The sequence below is a fragment of the Skermanella sp. TT6 genome, from assembly GCF_016653635.2.
Lineage (GTDB): Bacteria > Pseudomonadota > Alphaproteobacteria > Azospirillales > Azospirillaceae > Skermanella > Skermanella cutis.
Map to the genome: position 1 here is coordinate 4,850,080 of NZ_CP067420.1, position 18,490 is coordinate 4,868,569.

At 68.0% G+C, this 18,490-nt stretch carries 20 protein-coding genes; 9 read left to right on the forward strand and 11 right to left on the reverse strand.

Annotated features, from left to right (window positions below; genetic code table 11):
- Position 1: 1 nt before the first annotated feature.
- From IGS68_RS22575 to IGS68_RS22595, 5 genes are all read right to left on the reverse strand, one after another.
- Positions 2-3,037: a DUF4347 domain-containing protein gene (locus IGS68_RS22575; protein ID WP_201074130.1), complete on the reverse strand. Its 3,036-nt coding sequence runs from the start codon at positions 3,035-3,037 to the stop codon at positions 2-4.
- Between the two features lie 381 nt (positions 3,038-3,418).
- On the reverse strand, positions 3,419-3,730 hold the full coding sequence (locus IGS68_RS22580) for a hypothetical protein (RefSeq protein WP_201074132.1): 312 nt from the start codon (positions 3,728-3,730) through the stop codon (positions 3,419-3,421).
- A gap of 436 nt (positions 3,731-4,166) precedes the next feature.
- Positions 4,167-4,676: a hypothetical protein gene (locus tag IGS68_RS22585; RefSeq protein ID WP_201074134.1), complete on the reverse strand. Its 510-nt coding sequence runs from the start codon at positions 4,674-4,676 to the stop codon at positions 4,167-4,169.
- Positions 4,677-5,132: 456 nt separating this feature from the next.
- Entirely contained in the window at positions 5,133-5,393 is a 261-nt protein-coding gene (locus IGS68_RS22590; protein ID WP_201074136.1) for a hypothetical protein, read from the reverse strand.
- 52 nt (positions 5,394-5,445) lie between these two features.
- Positions 5,446-5,745, reverse strand: coding sequence for a DUF6916 family protein (locus IGS68_RS22595; protein ID WP_201074138.1), 300 nt, complete (start codon positions 5,743-5,745; stop codon positions 5,446-5,448).
- A gap of 338 nt (positions 5,746-6,083) precedes the next feature.
- On the opposite strand from IGS68_RS22595, the gene IGS68_RS22600 reads away from it, so the two are divergent.
- Both IGS68_RS22600 and IGS68_RS22605 read left to right on the forward strand, forming a co-directional pair.
- Positions 6,084-7,346 carry an IS110 family RNA-guided transposase gene (locus IGS68_RS22600; protein WP_201070323.1) on the forward strand — a complete coding sequence of 421 codons (1,263 nt, stop codon included), beginning with the start codon at positions 6,084-6,086 and terminating at the stop codon, positions 7,344-7,346.
- Between the two features lie 554 nt (positions 7,347-7,900).
- A complete protein-coding gene (locus IGS68_RS22605; protein WP_201074140.1) occupies positions 7,901-8,536 on the forward strand; it encodes a phage tail protein in 636 nt (211 codons plus the stop codon).
- A gap of 53 nt (positions 8,537-8,589) precedes the next feature.
- Here IGS68_RS22605 and IGS68_RS22610 read toward each other — a convergent pair whose 3' ends face one another.
- The gene (locus tag IGS68_RS22610) at positions 8,590-8,919 is read right to left on the reverse strand and encodes a DUF6916 family protein (RefSeq protein ID WP_201074142.1); all 330 of its coding nucleotides are present in this window, start codon (positions 8,917-8,919) and stop codon (positions 8,590-8,592) included.
- Positions 8,920-9,016: 97 nt separating this feature from the next.
- On the opposite strand from IGS68_RS22610, the gene IGS68_RS22615 reads away from it, so the two are divergent.
- Entirely contained in the window at positions 9,017-9,550 is a 534-nt protein-coding gene (locus IGS68_RS22615; RefSeq protein ID WP_201074144.1) for a GNAT family N-acetyltransferase, read from the forward strand.
- A gap of 112 nt (positions 9,551-9,662) precedes the next feature.
- Here the strand turns inward: IGS68_RS22615 and IGS68_RS22620 are convergent, their stop codons facing one another.
- Positions 9,663-10,166, reverse strand: a complete 504-nt coding sequence (locus tag IGS68_RS22620; protein ID WP_201074146.1) for a DUF6916 family protein — start codon at positions 10,164-10,166, stop codon at positions 9,663-9,665.
- Positions 10,167-10,260: 94 nt separating this feature from the next.
- Here IGS68_RS22620 and IGS68_RS22625 point away from each other — a divergent pair, with 94 nt between their 5' ends.
- Together IGS68_RS22625 and IGS68_RS22630 are read left to right on the forward strand one after the other, a co-directional pair.
- A complete protein-coding gene (locus IGS68_RS22625) occupies positions 10,261-10,539 on the forward strand; it encodes a hypothetical protein (protein ID WP_201074148.1) in 279 nt (92 codons plus the stop codon).
- Positions 10,540-10,732: 193 nt separating this feature from the next.
- Positions 10,733-11,449, forward strand: coding sequence for a terminase small subunit (locus IGS68_RS22630; RefSeq protein ID WP_201074150.1), 717 nt, complete (start codon positions 10,733-10,735; stop codon positions 11,447-11,449).
- Positions 11,450-11,452: 3 nt separating this feature from the next.
- Here the strand turns inward: IGS68_RS22630 and IGS68_RS22635 are convergent, their stop codons facing one another.
- Entirely contained in the window at positions 11,453-14,164 is a 2,712-nt protein-coding gene (locus tag IGS68_RS22635) for an ATP-binding protein (protein WP_201074152.1), read from the reverse strand.
- Positions 14,165-14,302: 138 nt separating this feature from the next.
- Here IGS68_RS22635 and IGS68_RS22640 point away from each other — a divergent pair, with 138 nt between their 5' ends.
- From IGS68_RS22640 to IGS68_RS22655, 4 genes are all read left to right on the forward strand, one after another.
- On the forward strand, positions 14,303-15,214 hold the full coding sequence (locus IGS68_RS22640) for an MBL fold metallo-hydrolase (RefSeq protein ID WP_201074154.1): 912 nt from the start codon (positions 14,303-14,305) through the stop codon (positions 15,212-15,214).
- Positions 15,215-15,315: 101 nt separating this feature from the next.
- Entirely contained in the window at positions 15,316-15,657 is a 342-nt protein-coding gene (locus IGS68_RS22645; RefSeq protein ID WP_201074156.1) for a cupin domain-containing protein, read from the forward strand.
- 18 nt (positions 15,658-15,675) lie between these two features.
- Positions 15,676-15,918, forward strand: a complete 243-nt coding sequence (locus IGS68_RS22650; protein WP_201074158.1) for a hypothetical protein — start codon at positions 15,676-15,678, stop codon at positions 15,916-15,918.
- Positions 15,919-15,920: 2 nt separating this feature from the next.
- Positions 15,921-16,175 carry a hypothetical protein gene (locus tag IGS68_RS22655; RefSeq protein ID WP_201074160.1) on the forward strand — a complete coding sequence of 85 codons (255 nt, stop codon included), beginning with the start codon at positions 15,921-15,923 and terminating at the stop codon, positions 16,173-16,175.
- 15 nt (positions 16,176-16,190) lie between these two features.
- Here IGS68_RS22655 and IGS68_RS22660 read toward each other — a convergent pair whose 3' ends face one another.
- From IGS68_RS22660 to IGS68_RS22670, 3 genes are read right to left on the reverse strand one after another with little or no spacing between them, the layout of a single operon-like run.
- On the reverse strand, positions 16,191-16,796 hold the full coding sequence (locus IGS68_RS22660; RefSeq protein ID WP_201074162.1) for a CDP-alcohol phosphatidyltransferase family protein: 606 nt from the start codon (positions 16,794-16,796) through the stop codon (positions 16,191-16,193).
- Between the two features lie 16 nt (positions 16,797-16,812).
- Positions 16,813-17,673, reverse strand: a complete 861-nt coding sequence (gene pssA / locus IGS68_RS22665; RefSeq protein ID WP_201074164.1) for a CDP-diacylglycerol--serine O-phosphatidyltransferase — start codon at positions 17,671-17,673, stop codon at positions 16,813-16,815.
- Position 17,674: 1 nt separating this feature from the next.
- A complete protein-coding gene (locus IGS68_RS22670) occupies positions 17,675-18,367 on the reverse strand; it encodes a phosphatidylserine decarboxylase (protein WP_201074166.1) in 693 nt (230 codons plus the stop codon).
- Positions 18,368-18,490: the final 123 nt, after the last annotated feature.

The window sequence follows — 18,490 nt, forward strand, 5'->3', positions numbered from 1 at the left end:
TCTACCCCCTATTTGGTGTGGTGGTGTTTGCGTCATAAGTCCGCGTGATCGCCGGGACCGGCACGTTGCTGACCGTCACCACGTTGCCGGTGGTGTCGGCGTTGCCGGTCCCGTGCCAGTCGGCGGCGCCGGCGAGGTTGAAGCCCGTGCCGCCGGTCGAGGTCGTGCCGGCCTTGTTCAGGATCTGGTTGACCGCCGCCTTGTCCGCGGCGTTCAGCGTCAGCGAGAACTGGGTCGTGCTGGAGGCCGTGATGGCGCCGGTTTCCGTCAGCGTATGGGTCGAGCCGCCCTCGCCGGTCAGCGTCAGCCTGGTCTCGTCGATCGCGCCGCCGTTCGTCAGGCCGGTGCCGGTCACGGTCAGCACGCCGGTGGTCGCGTCGTAGGTGGCGCTGGTGATGGCCGGGCCGGCGGAGTCGTCGTTGGTGATCGTGCCGGTGGCCGTGCTCGTGGGAATGGTCGCGTTGCTGGCGTTGGATAGCGTGACCGTGAAGGTCTCGTCCGACTCCACCGCGGTGTCGCCGGTGACGGTGACGGTGAAGGTCTGGGTCGTCGTGCCGGCGGCGAAGGTCAGGGTGCCGCTGGCGGCGGTGTAGTCGGTGCCCGCCGTCGCGGAGACGTCGGACGTGGCGTAGTCGACCGACACGGCCCGGCCCGACGCGGCGCTCAGCGTCACGGTGAACGTCATGGTGGAAGTGCCGCTGTTGCCTTCCGCTTGGCTGACGTTGGCGATCGACAGGGTGGGCGTCGGGTCGTCGTCATTGATCGTCACGGTCACCTGCTGGGTGCCGTTCTCGGTGGCGCCGCCGCCGCCGGACACTCCGGTGATGTCCAGGATGACGGTCTCGTTGGCCTCGTTCAGGGAATCCTGCACCGCCGTGATCGTCGCGGTGCCGGTGGTCTGGCCGGCGAGGATGGTGATGGTGGTCGAGGACAGGGTGTAGTCGGTGCCGCCGCCGGTCGCCGTGCCTGATGCGGTAAGGGTCACCGTGGTATCGACCGACGCCGCGGCGCTCAGGGTCGCGGTGACGGTGGACGTGCCGGCCGCCTCGTTGATGGTCGCGTTGTTGACGGAGAGCGAGACGGTCGGGGCGGCGGTGGTGAAATTGTAAGTCGTATCGTCCGTGATGGCGGCAAGCTGGTTCGGCGTGCCGGCCGTATCGACGATGGAGCCGGCGGAGAACCGGACGCTGTACTGGGTGCCCGCGCGCAGGTCGGCGCCGGGGTTGAGGGTCAGCTTGTCGTTGCTTATGCTGGCCGTACCGCCGCCGCCGCCGCTGGCGGAGCCGCTGGACACCGTGAAGGTCTCGACGTCCTGGCCGGTCGTGACGTTGCGCAGGACAATGGTTCCCGACGTCCCGAACGCGACGTTCTCGCTGAAGTCGATGACCAGGTTGGCACCGACGGCGACTCCGGTCGCATTGTCCGCCGGGGTGGAGTTGGCGCCGTCGAGCGTGGGGGGGGTGGTGTCGGTGCTCATATCGAAGTTGATGAGAGTTGAGAAGTCATAGACTGTCGAGTCGTGACCTCCCCAGTTCGCGGCGTTTCCGATGGCGGCAAGCAAAGTTTCGCGGGATCCGGTAGTCGTCCCGGTGTACTTCATGTTATCATAGCCATATACTGAGCCCGACACTGTCGTTCCGGCCGAAGAGCTTGTGTGCGTCAGTGCAAGCGCGGATGTTCCTTCCGTAAGGCCGTTCGGAATATAGGAATGGGCACCGGTTGGTGAGCCCGGCCATGAGGAAAGCCAAGTTCCGGTTGAACTATATGCAGGGGCCTGGCCGGTGTTGAGACCATAAATAAAGGTTGCCCCAACCGTAGTTCCTGAAGTTCCTTGATAAACAAAAATTTGGTCTCCAATAGATGCGAAGTCGTCAGTGCTTCCACCCAATGAACCGGTGACCCCTGTCATTGATGTGTTGGAAACATTTCTGATGGAGGCATTCGATCCACTATTGTTGGTCACGATGAAAACTGATCCAGCAGTCAGATCAGCTCCAACGTTCCAGGTCATATGCCCTTCACTGGCCGCTATTTCGTGGAATTGATTACTTGAGTTGGAAATAGTGCCATTTATGCCAGAATCAGTGAAGTGGATCGTGGTTCCGTTATTTATATTGACAAGAATCACGAAAGCCCAAGTGTCCTGCTTGGTAGTGCCGTCCGTATTGATGCCGATGACCGCGATATCGCCGGCCGAAAGCGTCGTGGCAGCCATGATGCCATCCCACGAGGCAACGGTCTGATCGGTCAGCGCGACCTCCGACTCGATGCTGCCCGCCGCCACCTCCAGATCCCAGTCACCCCCCCGAGCCGCAGCGCCGGTATCGTCCGAAGAAGCCGAGACATCGGCGCCGGTCAAGTCCGCCAGGGCAGTGATAAAGCCGCCGGTGGCCGTCGCCCCAACATCGCAGCCATAGATCAGGATGTCACCGCCCTCGGACATCGCGCCGCCGATCGTCGCCAGCAGCGGCGCGGATGCCTCCAGGGTTGCCGTGTTGATCCGGCTGGATCCAAGGAAGATGCCGCCGTCGAAGCCGTGGCTGATCACATGCACGGCTTCGATGCCGGTCCGCTGCCCCAGCACCTCCGCCATCTGCGCCAATCCGTCTCGCGACGGATCGATCAGCACGATTTCGACGCCCGGTTTGACGCCGTCACGTAGCGCTTCCCACCCGGTGATTCCGGTATCGATGAAAGCGATCTCGACGCGCTGCGAAGCGGGCCGTTCGCCCTGCGGCGCGTTGGACTCGCCACTTGCAGCCGGTCCGGCCGCCTGCGCCGCCGCGTCCAGCAGCGCCTGGTCCACCGAAGGGTCGGCGGCATCGAAGAGGGCATCGTGCGCCGGATCATCGACGACCGCGTCGGCAGCCGTCGCGACTCCCGCCGCATCGAACATGAACCGCGGCTCCAGCGCCAGGGCGATGCCGGCCGCCGGCTGACCCGTGCTGAGTGCTCCCCCGGCCGTTTCGCTCTTCAAGCGGTCGAGCAGCCTGCGCAGGCCGGCACGTTCCGGGCGGTAGGTCAGATCGTCGGGCATGTGGTCGGTACCCCTGCGCTGCTCGCATCGACTAGGTTTCCGCCATGGCGGCGGAAATGGCACTCTTTATGAGTACGCACTAATCGCCATATTGCCCGGAACAAGATGCTAAATCAACCAACCTGTCCGCATGGTTGCAGGAACATCGAATCACAATCGTCTCAGGAAGAGAAACACTGGCGGGAGCATATGGGGAGAGTGTCGGCGCGAGGCGTCGGCGTTTATCTTGACGCGGGGAAGGCCGACCTGACCCGTGGGTCCGCGGCTCGGGGATGCTATGACCTGGCAGGTCCGGCGAATTCGGAGAGACCGCCGTGGACGCCGAGACCCAGCGCGGGTAGCGGTCGGACCATGAGGGAGCCGGGGAGCTGGAGTTGCCGCCTATTCGGCGATGCCGAAACGATCCAGCAGGATGTTCAGCTTGCGGTTCAATGAATGGGTGTTCTCAGCCACGACAGCGATATCGGCCTTTAGTTCCGATCGGACCTCCGCCAAGTCGGCGCGCAGCCTTCCCTGCTCCTCGACGACATCGTCCAACCGCTTTTCCAGCCGCGCCTGCCCCTCGGTGAGGCGCACCTGCTCATCAATGAGGCGCGCTTGGCCCTCGGTGAGGCGCTTATCCATGCCATCGATTTTCTGAGCGATGGTCATCATCGTACTGACCACCATGTCCGCGCGCATGTGAGCAACCATCGCCTACTCCTGTCCGGCATACGATTGCGTATCACGCTGCTCCGGCTATCGCAATAAGCACCATGCCCTCTTGAGTAGACGTAAAGGGTGTTAACATTCCCGTCATGGCGGTCGGCCATGGCGGTTTTCCAATCACGGAAAGTTTTTTTCAGGGCGGAAAGACTCCCTTTCCGTCCATGGCCGGAGTGTCGGCGCAACGCGTACCTATCCGCCTCCATACGGGAAGGCTGACATGAACCTTCGATCGAAGGCCCGGGGATGCTTACGCTTGGCAGCTCCGGGTAACTCGGATCAACCGCCGCCGGCGGCCCTCGCAGGGCGCAGCCGAGGAGGGTAGACTACAGGTTGGGCAGACCTTTTTAAGTCATAAGCGGGCTTGCCCCGCACATGAAGGAACAGAAAACCCACGGATCTTCTCCGGCCGCAACAGCGACCATCACGGGCGGGCGAGAAGGAGGTTCAGCTTGCGATTGATCTCGTGGAGGTTCTCGTCGACAACCGAAAAGCGACCATTCATCCCCTCGACGACCTGATCGACCCGCGTGTGGAGCTGCGCCTGACCGGCGGCGAGCTGGTCCACCCGCGTGCGGAGTTCCGACTGACCGACGGTGAGTTCCGCCTGACCGGCCGCGAGCTGGTCCACCCGCGTGCGGAGTTCCGACTGACCGGCGGTGAGCTCCGCCTGACCGGCGGCGAGCTGGTCCACCCGCGTGCGGAGTTCCGACTGACCGGCAGTGAGTTCCGCCTGACCGGCGGCGAGCTCCGCCTGACCGGCGGCGAGCTGGTCCACCCGCGTGCGGAGCTCCGACTGACCAGCCGCGAGCTCCGCCTGACCGGCGGCGAGCTGCGAAAAGCCCTCGCCCATCCGGCGGTCAACGCCGTCGATTTTTCGTACGATCAGTGTCAGGCTGTCGAAAACCCGGTCGGCGAGCAGCTCAGCGTCCATTACGTCCCTCCGTTGCTTCACGCGATGGTATAGCACGCACCCATAGCCGTGGCAAATCGACGTGCCAGCCACCGCGGCCCCTTCGCCTGAGCACTCGTAGGTTGCGCCCATGGCGCAAAATCATTCACCCGCGGCCGACGGCAACGCTCCGGAAACGGGTGTTGCGCCATGGGCGCAACCTACCGGCGGTGGATGCGGATACCAAGCCGTGCTTGACTGGGTTCCAATGGATGTATGCCACGCAATGCTCGTGATCGGCTTCGTCGCGGATCGCCCATAGGTCACCACGGTGAAGAAGTACGACCCGCCCGGGGTCCGATCACGCCGGTATTCCATGCCGGCGGCATAGCACGCCATCGCATGCCAGCCACCGCGACATTTTCGACTTGGCGCTCGTAGTCTCCAGGGTCCAGTAGACGGGCACCTTGGATGTTGGGCCATGGCCCAGCCAACGGGCTATTCCGGCAAGCCCATGTGGACGAGCAGGATGTTCAGCTTGCGATTCAACGAATGGGTGTTCTCGGCGACGATCGCGATGTCCGCTTTGGGTTCCGGCCGAAACTCCTGGATGTCGGCGCGGAGCCTTACCTGCTCCTCGGCGCCGGTGCCGTCGTTGCGCCATGGGCGCAACCTACGTTGCCGGCCACCGGAGCGGATGCCGGCGGGGTGCCATGGACGCAACCGATCATCCGCGCCGGCGTCGTAGGTTGCGCCCATGGCGCAACACCGGGCATCCGCGCCGGCCGGCTGCCGGACCGGCCGGTCCGCGTCAGGTGAACTCCGCCAGATACTGCTGGATCGGCTTGGTGCAGGCGACCGGGATCAGGGGAACATAGGAGATCTCCCGCCCGTCCTCGCTCGTCAGGTGGTAGATCCCCGGTGAAAGCCGCTCCTCCGACGGGTTGGCGAAGGTCAGGGTGAACGGGATGTTGGCGGTTTCAAGGTCCTCCTCACCCTCCCTGATCCGGATCAATCGCAGTTCCACCGGCCTCGGGATGGCCGCCGCGATGAAAACATTGCCCAGCTGTTTCTTGAAATAATCGATATCGATGGGATTCCAAAAGCTCATCGAAACCATCCTTCCGGCACTTTGACCTAATCCGACCAAAATACCTATATCGAATGTACTAATCTCTGATTAAAGCGTCGGCCCCCGATGCGGAATATCGGCGGATGGCGCCCCTGTACCCTTCACGGGTCGAATGGTCAGCGGTATCATAGCGCCGTTGACTGATCGGGCCGATCCGCCGGGAGCAACCTTTTGCCCCCTGTGTCACGAACACCTGGGGGGGACGCGTGCCCCGGCGGCAGGCCGCGGCTGAGGCCCAGTGGGGAGTCAGCGCCAAGCGAGCGCCAGTACAGGGGTGGATCCAGGCTGCGGCGGCCCATTTGGATGGGAGCCCTTGAATGAGTGAGATGTTCGACTGGTATGTCGGCATCGACTGGGCGAGCGAGGTTCATCAGGTCTGCCTGGTCGATGATCGTGGCGTGGTACGCGGGGAGCGCGCGGTGCGCCACAGTGGCGAGGAACTGGCCGGTCTGGCGGCTTGGCTGATCGAGACCACGGGCGCCGCTCCGGAACGCATCGGCATTGGCATCGAACTGCCCCACGGTCCGGTCGTGGAGAGCCTGATGGAACGCGGCTTCGCGGTGCACGCCATCAATCCCAAGCAACTCGACCGCTTCCGGGACCGATTTTCAGTTTCCGGAGCCAAGGACGACCGGCGCGATGCCCGGGTGTTGGGCGACAGCCTGCGCACCGATACCCGCTGCTTCCGGCGCCTGAGGCGGGATGAGCCCAGAATGATCGAACTGCGCGAACGGCTGCGCATGACCGAGGAGTGTAAGCACGAGCGCGTTCGCCTGACCAATCGGATGCGCGAGCAGCTCTGGCGCTATTACCCGCAGATTCTGGACCTATCCGACGATCTGTCGGCGGCATGGTTGCTGGATCTTTGGGCGCTGGCGCCAACGCCGGCCAAGGCGCGCCGGGTGCGCGAGAGCACGATCGCCAAGCTGCTGAGGAAGCATCGGATTCGCCGGCTCGACGCCGCCGAAGTGGTGCGACGCCTGCGTCGTCCGGCGCTGACGGTGGCGTCCGGCACGGTCGAGGCGGCGAGCGCCCATGTCGGCGCTTTGCGCGACCGGCTGCGCCTCGTCAACCGCCAGATCTCGGCGGCCGAGCGGCGGGTCGACCAGATCCTGACCGAGTTGGCGGCCTCTCCAGAGGAACCGGAGGCGGTGCCGGGGCAGCCGCCACAGCAGAGCGACGTGACGATCCTGCGCTCCTTGCCGGGGGTTGGGAGGATCGTCTGCGCCACTCTGCTGGTCGAGGCCGGCGAGCCCCTGAAGGCGGGTGACCATCAAGCCCTGCGGGCGCTGGCCGGCGTGGCGCCGGTGACCCGGCGTAGTGGCAAGAGTTGCATCGTGCTGATGCGTCAGGCCTGTTGCCAGCGTCTGCGCGACGCAGTCTATCATTGGAGCCGTGTCGCGGTCCAATGCGACGCCACCTGCAAGGTGCGCTATCAAGCCCTGCGCAAAGCCGGCCACAGTCATGGCCGGGCGTTGCGCACGGTCGGCGACCGGCTGCTGGAAACCGCTTGCGCCATGTTGCGTGGCCGCGGCTTGTACGACCCGCAACGCGCCGGGCGGACACGCCAAGCCGCCTGAAGCAAGCCTCTGAAACTGGGCGGAGGTGATACTGTCCCTTACATCCGATGGAGGCGGCGCTTCCGGCGGAACGGCACGAGTCAAGCCCGTGCCGCCATCGGCGGTGACCCGCAGGGTCAGGCTTGACGCGTGTCGGGCCGTCGGGAACCATAATCATCGGACGTAAGGGGCACCCCCAGACACTACTCGGATCATTGACAAGCGGTGGGGAGTCCCCCCCGAGTCGATGCATGTCCCCCTGCGGCGATCACGCTTGGCGGGTCCGATCCGGCCTGCGCCTTCCCGAATCGCATACCATCGTACCTGCGATTGACCACCGACATCCTCAATCCCCTTAAAAAGCGCATAGTGCGATATCGATTCATCCCCGGAGTGTTTTTGTCGATGCAATCCGGGCGGAATTTCGGGTAGCCATGGCTGAGGCCCTATGCCTTTCGGAGGAACCGAAGCAGATCCGGTTTCTCTATGGCCCAGGGCCGGACGGGGGAAACGGCGGCCCCCCGCGGGGTTGTCCCGGGATGGTTCGCCATCGCACCAGGAAGGAAGAGTCGAAGATGTCCGATCCGTTTTTGGGCACGATCATGCCCGTCGCGTTCCAGTTCGCCCCGGTTGACTGGTCCACCTGTCAGGGGCAGAACTATCAGGTTAACCAGTACGCCGCCCTGTACTCGCTGCTGGGCAACACCTTCGGCGGCAGCGGCAACCAGAACTTCAATCTGCCGGACCTGACGGGCCGGACCATCATCGGCCAGGGTATCCTGAGCCTCAATGGCGTGAACACCCCGTACAACACCGGTGTCAAGGGCGGTGCCGTCACCGCGACGCTGACCACGGCCAACGTTCCGCTGGCGCCGCACGTCCATCCGCTGTCCAGCGGATCGGCCACGGCGAGCGTGAGCATCACGGGAACGACCGGCGCTGCGGATTCGGCTGCGCCGACGGGAACGAACGTCCTGGCCGCAGCCTCTGGCGACTTCAACGACGAGGCTGTGACCGTCAAGATCTACGGTCCCCCCGCTCCCGCCAACGGCGGCACCGCCAAGACCATCGGCACCGGCACCGTCTCGCTGTCCGGCCTGACGGTCGGCGCCAACGCCTCCACCGGCGCGACGCCGTTCAACATCCGGGAGCCCTACCTCCCCCTGTACTACCTCATCGCGATCAACGGCCTCTATCCGACCCGCCCGTGATCCGAGGTTCCCGGGCCGCCGCTCCCCCTAGGGAAGCGGCGGCCCAACCGCATTCAGTTGAAGGCGACGTGGTAACCCATGCCGTTCTCCTCCCGGTCGGGCGTCAGGGTCGGGATGATGTGGAAGCCGAGGACCCCCGTGCCCTCCGCCTCGACCTCGTAGAATCCTTCCAGCAGCAGCGGATCGGCCGGCCCGCGGAACTGGAGAGTCAGAGGCTTGCGGAACCTGGGGTGCGACGCTCCCTTGCTCGGGTCATAGGCGCCGGTCAGCCGCAGCTTGAAGTCGGGCGGCACGTCGGGGTGGAGGATCGAGAACTCCTTGCCGATCCACGGCGTGAAGACCTCCAGGGTGAAGATGTCGGGAGCGGCGGTCGCTTCGGTCATGGCATGGCTCTTTCCGGAAGTGTAACGATCCGGCATTATACTGCGAAAGTCCTATGACTCCAGCTTTCCGACTTACCACCCACAGAAGGCGTTCCGCATGATCCGCGACGGCGACCGCATCCTGACCACCCGGCCCGGCCTGACCCTGAGGCCCGAGCGTCCGGACGACGAGGCGCTTACCTTCCGCATCTTCGCCGCGTCCAAGGCGCTGGATTTCGACGGCATGCCCATGCCGCAGCACCAGAAGGATTTCCTGCTGCGCCAGCAGCATGTCTCGCAGCTCTACAATTGGCGGTACCTTTACCCCGGCCTGGAGCAGTGGATCATCGAATGCGGCGGCGAGCCGGTCGGCCGCCTGATCTTCTCCAACCCGCCGGACCAGATCATCCTGCACGACCTCGCGATGCTGCCGGGGCGCAAGGGCGTGGGCGGCGGGCGGATCGTGATCAGGGACGTGATCTTCGCCGAGGCGATCCGCTGCGGGAAGATCGCGCGGGCCTCCGTGGCGCCCCACAATCCGGCGCGCAGGCTCTATGCCCGGCTGGGCGTGACCGAGCTTCCGATGAGGCCGGACTCGCCGATGATCCCGCTGGAATGGGTGCCCCCGGCCCTGCGCCGCCCGGCGCCGTGACGGAGCGGCGCCACCTCGGTGACGCTCTCCTCCAGCCAGATCCCGCTGGCGCGGCACACCCACCCAGGCGCAGCCGTTCAGCCCGCTCAGCCCCTGACCCGGATCGTTCCCGTCAGTTGTGAATCACCTGATACTCCTGCATCGGGCCGGCGGACTGGATCGGCGCCATATGGATCTGCCGGAACTCCCGTCCGCTCTCGCTCTTGAAGTCGTAGGTGCCCTCCAGCAGCAGCGTGTCGCGCGGGCTGGCGAAGATCAGCGAGAACGGGACCCGGAAATCGCGGAGCGACGGCACGCCTTCCTTCATCCGGATCAGCCGGATCCTGACCGGCTCGGGAACTGTATCCACCCAGAACATGTTGCCGATCTCGCTCCGGAACGTCTCGATCGTCAGCGACCCGAACACCACCATGACCCGCGCACTCCGCCTTTTCCCAGGATGATTACCTCTAAACGCATAGATGCCGTGGCGTAAAGCGATAAATCCAACGATCGGCCCGACCTCCCGCACCGCCGACGCGATCAGAGGACGCTTTTCCAGGAGAGCGTTCCTCTCTTCATCGTCATGACCGGGCTTGACCCGGTCATCGCCTGCAGGCTTCATCAGCGCCGCCATGCGGGGAGATACCCGGATCAAGTCCGGGTATGACGAAAAGGGGGCAATATCAACCATGGCTCAGCCTTTTTGAGCAGCAGGCGACAACCCCAAGGTGACGCTCAGGATACTTAATCTTCCTTTTATCGTCATGACCGGGCTTGACCCGGTCATCTCCCTGCATGGCGGCGTTTTACTCTTTTTCGTCGTCATGACCGGACTTGACCCGGTCATCTCCCCGCATGGCGGCGTTTTACTCTTTTTCGTCGTCATGACCGGGCTTGACCCGGTCATCTCCCTGCATGGCGGCGTTTTACTCTTTTTTGTCGTCATGACCGGGCTTGACCCGGTCATCTCCCTGCATGGCGGCGCTGATGAAGTCTGCAAGAGATGACCGGGTCAAGCCCGGTCATGACGCTGAAGGAAGGAACACTCTACCGCAAATGGGGTCAGCGCAAATGGGGTCAGAGTAATTTTACTCACTCCCCTTTCCCGATATTCCTCGCCCGATCCCATCACCCTTGACAAACAGACCGATAATAGGACTATCATCCTTACCCGCCCACCGCCAGCGAAAGCACGCCGCCATGACCGTCCCCGCCCCCCGGCTCGCCGCCCGACAGGAACTCTTCTGCGAGGGAATCGCCGCCGGCGTGTCCGCCGCCGAGGCGGCCCGGCGGGCCGGCTACTCGCCGCGGGGGGCGAAGCAGCGCGGCCATTTCCTGCTGGGCCGGGAGGAGATCCGCGTCCGCATCGACGCGCTCCGCGCCGAGCGGCGGGCGTTCCACCAGGCCCACCTGGACCGCGCCGCGGAGGTGATGGAAACGATCATCGCCGACGCCGTGGAAGCGAAGAAGCCGGGCATCGCCATGCGCGCCGTGGAATTCCAGCTCAAGCTGCTCGGCATCGTCCAGGACCGCCGGATCGCCCACCACTTCCACGGCCAAGGCTGGTCACCCGACGCCGACGTCCAGGACATGGCCCCCGACCCGATGGAGTGGCTGGACGCCGTCCCTCCCGCCCCCGAGCCCGAGGCACCCGAGCCCGAGCCCGAGGCCCCCGCAGTGACCAAGGATGACCTTCCGCAGGTTCCCGGGAATGACCCCGCCGCCCCTCCCGCTCCCGGGTTGCCCGGGGGGCTGCCCGGGGGACTGATAGAGGCCTTCGCGGCCCGTCTCCCGCCCGAATTCCTCCAGGATCTCCCCGCCGACCTGCTGGACGACCTGCCCGACGAGGTCGCCGGCCTGTCCTGGGCCGAGTTGGCCCGGCGCCTGGCGGAGGTCGAGGCCGGCCTGGCCGCGTGACCGTCACGCCAGCTCGCGAAGCGCCGCCCGCACGCGGACGAACTCCGCCTGGATGTCCTTGACCCGCCGGTATCCCTCCTCGGCCAGCTCGTCGCGCGACAGGTCGCGGCACGACAGCAGCAGGCGAACCAGGGGCGCCGCCCCGACATAGGACGCGCTGCTGCGCAAGGAATGCGCGTGGTCCTTGAAGGCGTGCAGGTCGCCGGACGCCCAGGCGTGCTCCAGCTCGCCGACCAGCTCCTCGGCGTCGTTCAGGAACTCGCGGGCGATCTGGGCCAGGAACGCCGGGTCACCGTCGACCGACCGCAGCTTGTCCAGCGCCGCGGCGTCGATGCTCGGCTCGTCCTGTCCCGGCGCCCCGCCGTGCGCCCCTCCGTACGCCCCGCCCTGCCCCGGCTCCGCTCCGCCCCCGAGGTCCGCGGGACCGGTCGCGGCGGCGGGCACGGCCCAGGTCGGAACCGGCACGGCCGGCCGGGTCCCGCCGTCGACCAGCCGGGCGATGGTCGCGAACAGCGCGCCGGGATCGACCGGCTTGGTCAGGAAGGCGTCCATGCCGGCTTCCGCGCATTGGCGCCGCGCCGCCTCGGTCGCCTCGGCGGTCAGCGCCACGATCGGCAGGTGCGGCCGGTCGGTATGGGTGAAGCGGTACATCCGGGCGACGTCCAGGCCGCTGACCGCCGGCATGTTCATGTCCATCAGCACGATGTCGAACCGGCTGCGGTCCAGCAGGTCCAGCGCCTCGTCGCCGTCGGCGGCGAAGACGGCCTCGTGCCCCGCCCGCTGGAGGATCTTCTCGATCACCCGCCGGTTGATCGCGTTGTCCTCCGCGACCAGGATGCGGCAGCGCCGGCCGGAGGTGACCGGTTCGCCGCCGCCGCCGGACGCGGCAGCGCCCGCGGCCGCCGCGGCCAGCGACCGCGCCGTCCCCAGGGCGCGCGCGACCTGCTCCGGGTCGTCGGCACAGCTCAGCACCAGTTCCGCCCGCCAGGCCCGGGCGCGCCGGGCCGCGTCCAGCGGGGTGGCGCCGACCAGCACCACCGCGGCGCGCTCGACGCCGTCGGCGCTTTCCAGCCAGGGCTCCAGCGCGGTCGCCGGGTCGTCCAGCGCGGCGCGCGGGATCAGCAGCACGGGAAGCGCCGAGTCCTCCCGCAGCGCGGCGGTCAGCCGGGCGTCGGCCTCCGGCGCATCGGCGACGACGCCCTCCCCCGCCCATTCCCGGCCCCCCGGTTCCGAGATTCCCGGTTCCGAGATTCCCGGTTCCGAGGTTCCCGGTTCCGGGATTCCCGATTCCGGCGCCAGGGCGGGAAGGGTGATCCAGAACTCGCTGCCGCGGTGAAGCTCGCTGGAGACGCCGATGGTGCCGCCCATCAGCTCGACCAGCTGGCGGGAGATCGCCAGGCCCAGGCCGGTGCCGCCGTAGCGCCGGTTGATGTCGTCCTCCGCCTGGGTGAAGCGGTCGAAGATGCGGTCCAGGTGCTGGGGGGCGATGCCGATGCCGGTGTCGGCGACGCGGAACTCCAGGACCATGCGGTGCCCGCCCCGCTCGGGGGCGGACCGGACCACGCGCACCGACAGGGTCACGCCGCCGGCCTCGGTGAACTTGACCGCGTTGGCCAGCAGGTTGGTCAGCGCCTGCTGCAGCCGCCGCCCGTCCCCCACCAGCGTCCGCGGCACGTCGGCCCCGATCACCAGCCGCAGGGCCAGCCGCTTCGCCCGCGCCTGGCCGCGCAGCATCAGTCGCGTGGCGTACAGGACGCGGTGCAGGTCGAAGGGGCCGGAATCGATGGTGAGCTTGGCCTCCTCCAGCTGGGAGAAGTCCAGCACGTCGGTGATCAGCGACAGGAGCTGCTTGGCCGAGGCGTTGACGGTGGCCGCCATCTCGCGCTGCTCGCCGTCCAGCCTCGTCCCCATCATCATCTCGCCCATGCCGATGATCGCGGTCAGCGGCGTGCGCAGCTCGTGGCTGACGGTCGCCAGGAACCGGCCCTTGGCGCGGTTGGCCGCCTCCGCCTGGACCTTGGCCTCGGTGAGCTGCCGGATCAGCCGGGCGACGTAGGCCGGCAGCACCAGCAGCGCCGCCAGCAGGCCGTAGGCGACATGGGGGATCTCCAGCCAGAACGGGGTGGCATGGATCACCCAGGCGAACCCGGCGGCGCCCAGCACCGCCGACGACATCAGGAAGCGGGGGCCGTAGCGGAAGCCGTTGCCGAACGTGACCCACAGGTAGATCAGGTACCAGGGCGCCGCCATGGCCCCGCCGACATGCAGGAAGGCGCTGACCATCGACATGTCCAGCAGGTTGCCGACCACCCGGCGCGGAACCGACGGCCCCGGCTCCAGCATCAGGTGGACCAGCAGCAGCCAGGATCCGGCGAACACGGTGGGCAGGATCAGCACCGACCGGACCAGGTGGCCGGCGGTGCCCTCGGCCAGCACCAGGACCAGCACATAGGCCAGGATCAGGCTGACCAGCAGGATCCGGATGACGATCTGCTCGTGCTCGGTGTCGGTCCGCGCCGCGGACATCCGGCCGATCGCCGCCAGCCCGGTCCGGAACGCCAGGAAGCCGGCCAGCACCGGCGGCACGGCCAGCGTGACCGCCAGCCCGGCGCCCTCGTACGGCCCCGGCTCCCCGGCCAGGCTCAGCACGAACCCGAACCCGCCGATACCGAAGACGGCGCAGATCAGCAGGATTACGCACCAGGAATGAATCACGCTACGCCGCCCGTCCCTTCGGTCGGTACCCGCCCGACCGTTCCGTCACCCAAGATTGCGGGCGTGATTGTGGGGGAGCGGCCCGGCGGGCGCAACTGCGCGCCGGGCCGGGGGTCCGGTCATGCTAATATCCGCGCCATGTTCGAGATCACGTTCCTGGGCACCGCGGCCAGCGTTCCCTCGGCCGGCCGCGGCCTGTCCTCCCTGCTGGTGGAGCATGGCCGCCGGCGCTTCCTGATCGACTGCGGCGAAGGGACCCAGCGCCAGCTGATGGCGAGCGGGCTGGGCTTCCGCCGGCTCGATACCGTCCTGCTGACCCACGGGCACTTGGACCATCTGCTCGGGCTGGGCGGGCTCGCCGGGACGCTGAACCTGTGGCGGAGCACGGAGCGGCTGGCGATCCATGCCGGCCCCGCGCCGCTCCGCCTCGCCCGGCGCCTGCTGGAGGAGGTCGTCTGGCCGGACGGCCCGCCCCGGCTGGGGCTGGACTGGCGGGAGCTGTCGCCCGGCCCCCTGCTCGCCGCGCGCGACCTGACCGTGACCGCCTTCCCGGTGCGCCACGCGGCGCCGGACTGCTTCGGCTTCCTGTTCGAGGAGACGCCGCGCCGGCACCTGCTCGCCGACCGGCTGGACGCGCTGGGGGTGCCCCCCGGCGAGGCGCGGGGGCGGCTGGCCCGCGGCGAGGCGGTCGTCCTGCCGGAGGGGCGGCGCGTCGAGCCGGGCCAGGTGACGGGTCCCGAGCGGCGCGGCCGGCGGGTCGCGGTGGTCGGCGACGCCGGCAGCACCGCCGGCCTGCTGGAGCATGTCCGGGGCGTCGACCTGCTGGTGATCGAGGCGACCTTCCTGGACGCCGACCGGGACAAGGCCGAGGCGCGGAGCCACCTGACCGTCGGCCAGGCGACGCGGCTGGCCCGCGAGGCCGGCGTGGGCGAGCTTTGGCTGAACCACCAGTCCGCCCGCTATCCCGCCGGCGCGGTGGAGGCGGAGGCGCGGGCCGGGTTCGGCCGGGTCCGCGTCGCCGCCGACTTCGACCGGGTCTCCGTGGGATGAGCCGGGCGGCCGGGGAACCTCGCCCCGCCGGCGATGTTGTGGGGTGGAGCGCCGGCCACCGGCCGGCTGCGACCGGATGCAACGAGGCAAGGGAGAGCACCATGGCCGACACCACCGTGATGAAGGTCCACTCCGCCGACTCGCCCAAGGGCGGGATGGGCCAGAGATACCTGGCGTCGGGCAAGACCCTGTCGATGCGACTCTGGCAGGACGAGCAGCCCTCCGAGGCCGACGCCAAGGAGCCGTCCGCCCGGGACTACGAGACGGTCGGGTACGTGATCTCCGGCAGCGCGGAGCTCCATATCGAGGGCCAGATGGTCAGGCTGGAGCCCGGCGACAGCTGGTCCGTGCCGAAGGGCGCCAGGCATTCCTACAAGATCCTGGAGCCCTTCACCGCGGTCGAGGCGACCAGCCCGCCGGCGCAGGTCCATGGCCGCGAATAAGCGGCCCGGGGGGTTCCGATGAAGATCATCTACAGCTACGAGGGCGGGCGGGACGAGGGGCTAGAAAGCTCCGTCCTGCGCGATGTCGGCGAGCGGTTCGGCGAGGCGCGGGCGACCGGCAGCCACTCCGGCGAGGAGGGCCTGACCACCGTGACCCTCGACCTTCCCGCCGGCCAGGACTGGCAGCCGGTGGTCGACGCCCTGGAGCGGCGCGGCGACCTGGTCGAGGTCGCCGGCGAGTCCTTCGGCGAGGGGGCCTGACCGTGCGCCTCCGTCCCGCGGGCCTCCTCCTGCTCGCCGCCGGCCTGGCCGGTTGCGGCACGCCGGACGAGCCGCCGGTCCGCCTGCCCGCCGCCGTCACGATCAGCCACCCGGCGGACGGGCGGCCCGAGGAGGCGATCGACACGGCGGCCGAGGGCATCTGCCGCCAGTGGGGCCGCACCGCCTCGGTGGTGGAGCGTTACGCCAGCGAAGCCCGCAACAGCCGGGTCTCGGCCTACGACTGCGTCGAGGGATGATCGGCGGCGGGGCGATCAGGGCCGGAAGGCCCGGGCCGCCGCCGCGACCCTTGCCGCCGTCGTCAGCCAGCACAGGGCGCCGAAGCCCCAGGCAAGCCATGGAAAGGCGCCGGGGAACAGGCACATCGCGGCGAACAGCGCGATCGTCTCGGTCCCCTCGGTGATGCCGCCGACGTAATAGAGCGACTTGGCGCCGCGGATCTCCGTCGTGATCCCCCGCTTGGCCGCCAGGATCGCGTAGGCCAGGAAGGACGAGCCGGTGCCGACGAAGCTGAACACCAGGAAGGCGGCGGCCAGCGCGTCCTCCGGCCGGCCCACGGCGAAGAAGAACACCACGCCCGAGTAGAACAGGAAGTCGCAGACGATATCCAGGTAGCCGCCGAAGTCGGTGGCCCCGGCATGGCGGGCAACCGCGCCGTCCAGGCCGTCCATCGCCCGGTTCAGCAGGATCAGCGCCAGCGCCCAGCCGTACGCTTCCGCCGCCAGCGCCGGGAAGGACGCCGCCCCCACGGCGAAGCCCGCCAGCGTCACGGCGTCGGCCGGCACGCCGCGCCGGGCCAGCGCCGCGCCGGCGCGGCCGAGCGGCGGGTCGATCAGCCGGCGCAGGCGGGCGTCGAGCATGCCGGCGCCGGGCCGGTCAGTCCGCCGGCCGCTCGCCGGCGGCTTCCGCTTCCGCTCCCGCCTCGGCCTCCGGGTCCTGGTGCGCCGCCTCGTGGAGGCGCTCGGCCTCGCGGCGCAGCCGGCGGTACTGCCGCAGGCTGAACGGCAGGCTGGCCAGATAGGCCACGCCGATCAGGGCCAGGGTCAGCCAGGGGGTGCTGACCAGCATCGCGGCCAGAAGCCCGACCGCGGCCAGCAGCGGTATCACGTATTTCTGCGGGACCCGGATCCCCTTGAACGAGAAGGTCGGCCACTGGCTCACCATCAGCAGGGCGATGGCGGCTGCCCACACGCCGACGAACAGGGGATGGCCGAACACGGTGGTGCCGGCCTCGAACGAGATCACCAGCGGCAGCAGCACCAGCCCCGCCGCGGCCGGCGCCGGGACCCCGGTGAAGTAGTTGTAGGCGTAGGGCGGCAGGTCCGAATCGCCCAGCTTGCTGTTGAACCGGGCGAGCCGCAGCGCGGCGCAGACGCTGAAGGCCAGCACCGCGATCCAGCCCGGCGTGCCGGCTCCCGACAGGACCCACAGGTACAGGGTGATGGCGGGGGCCACGCCGAAGCTGACGACGTCGGACAGGCTGTCCAGCTCCTCGCCGAACCGGCTCTGGCCGTTCAGCAGCCGGGCGATCCTGCCGTCCAGGGCGTCGAACACGGCGGCGATCATGACCGACACCACGGCCGCCTCGAACCTCCCCTGGATCGCGAAGCGCATGGCGGTGACGCCGGCGCACAGCGCCAGCATGGTCAGCATGTTGGGCAGCAGCCGATTGATCGACAGGCCCCGCAGGCGGGGCGGACGGTTGCGGCGGCGGGCGCGTTCGGGACGGGCGGTCATGTCAGCGGACCTCCCCCAGCCGTGCCGGCTCGGCCGAGTTCAGGTCGGCGATCACGGTCTCCCCGCCGATCGTGGTCTGGCCGACGATCACCTGGGGATGGACGCCGTCGGGCAGGTAGATGTCGGTCCGGCTGCCGAAGCGGATCAGCCCGTAGCGCTCGCCCGCGGCCACCGCCTGCCCCGGCTTCAGGCGGCAGATGATGCGCCGGGCCACCAGCCCGGCGATCTGCACGAAGGCGATCTCCCGCCCGTCGTCCAGCCGCAGCCGGATCGCCATACGCTCGTTCTCCTCGCTCGCCTTGTCCAGCGCCGCATTGAGGAAGCGGCCCTTGCGGTACTCCGCCGCCTCGACCGTGCCGGCGGCCGGGGTCCGGTTGACGTGGACGTTGAAGACGTTCAGGAAGATGCTGATGCGCAGGCGCGGCTCGGGGCCCATGCCCAGCTCGGGCGGCGGGACCGCCGGCACGATCATCTGCACCGTCCCGTCCGCCGGGCTGACCAGCAATCCCGGGCGGGCCGGCACGACCCGGTCGGGGTCGCGGAAGAAATAGACGCACCAGGCGGTCAGCAGCGCCCCGATCCAGCCGAGCGGCTGGGCGACGAAGGCCAGGACGGCCGTGGCGGCTGCGAACAGCGCGATGAAGGGCCAACCGGCACGGTTGATCGGAACGACGACGGATTGCAGAGCGGACATGGTCGGAAGCTGGTTCCTGCGCTGGTCTGGATTGAAAGCGGGCTGGGCGGACACCGATACTTATGACACCGGAGGCCCGATGCAAACCACTTCCGCCGCCGCACCCCGGTGCCTTTACCCGAT

Bases quoted from the DNA above. Each gene is read 5' to 3' on its own strand.
- IGS68_RS22575 (WP_201074130.1), bottom strand. From the start codon at position 3,037: ATGCCCGACGATCTGACCTACCGCCCGGAACGTGCCGGCCTGCGCAGG.
- IGS68_RS22580 (WP_201074132.1), bottom strand. From the start codon at position 3,730: ATGGTTGCTCACATGCGCGCGGACATGGTGGTCAGTACGATGATGACC.
- IGS68_RS22585 (WP_201074134.1), bottom strand. From the start codon at position 4,676: ATGGACGCTGAGCTGCTCGCCGACCGGGTTTTCGACAGCCTGACACTG.
- IGS68_RS22590 (WP_201074136.1), bottom strand. From the start codon at position 5,393: ATGGGCGCAACCTACGACGCCGGCGCGGATGATCGGTTGCGTCCATGG.
- IGS68_RS22595 (WP_201074138.1), bottom strand. From the start codon at position 5,745: ATGAGCTTTTGGAATCCCATCGATATCGATTATTTCAAGAAACAGCTG.
- IGS68_RS22600 (WP_201070323.1), top strand. From the start codon at position 6,084: ATGAGTGAGATGTTCGACTGGTATGTCGGCATCGACTGGGCGAGCGAG.
- IGS68_RS22605 (WP_201074140.1), top strand. From the start codon at position 7,901: ATGTCCGATCCGTTTTTGGGCACGATCATGCCCGTCGCGTTCCAGTTC.
- IGS68_RS22610 (WP_201074142.1), bottom strand. From the start codon at position 8,919: ATGACCGAAGCGACCGCCGCTCCCGACATCTTCACCCTGGAGGTCTTC.
- IGS68_RS22615 (WP_201074144.1), top strand. From the start codon at position 9,017: ATGATCCGCGACGGCGACCGCATCCTGACCACCCGGCCCGGCCTGACC.
- IGS68_RS22620 (WP_201074146.1), bottom strand. From the start codon at position 10,166: ATGGCGGCGCTGATGAAGCCTGCAGGCGATGACCGGGTCAAGCCCGGT.
- IGS68_RS22630 (WP_201074150.1), top strand. From the start codon at position 10,733: ATGACCGTCCCCGCCCCCCGGCTCGCCGCCCGACAGGAACTCTTCTGC.
- IGS68_RS22640 (WP_201074154.1), top strand. From the start codon at position 14,303: ATGTTCGAGATCACGTTCCTGGGCACCGCGGCCAGCGTTCCCTCGGCC.
- IGS68_RS22645 (WP_201074156.1), top strand. From the start codon at position 15,316: ATGGCCGACACCACCGTGATGAAGGTCCACTCCGCCGACTCGCCCAAG.
- IGS68_RS22650 (WP_201074158.1), top strand. From the start codon at position 15,676: ATGAAGATCATCTACAGCTACGAGGGCGGGCGGGACGAGGGGCTAGAA.
- IGS68_RS22660 (WP_201074162.1), bottom strand. From the start codon at position 16,796: ATGCTCGACGCCCGCCTGCGCCGGCTGATCGACCCGCCGCTCGGCCGC.
- pssA (WP_201074164.1), bottom strand. From the start codon at position 17,673: ATGACCGCCCGTCCCGAACGCGCCCGCCGCCGCAACCGTCCGCCCCGC.
- IGS68_RS22670 (WP_201074166.1), bottom strand. From the start codon at position 18,367: ATGTCCGCTCTGCAATCCGTCGTCGTTCCGATCAACCGTGCCGGTTGG.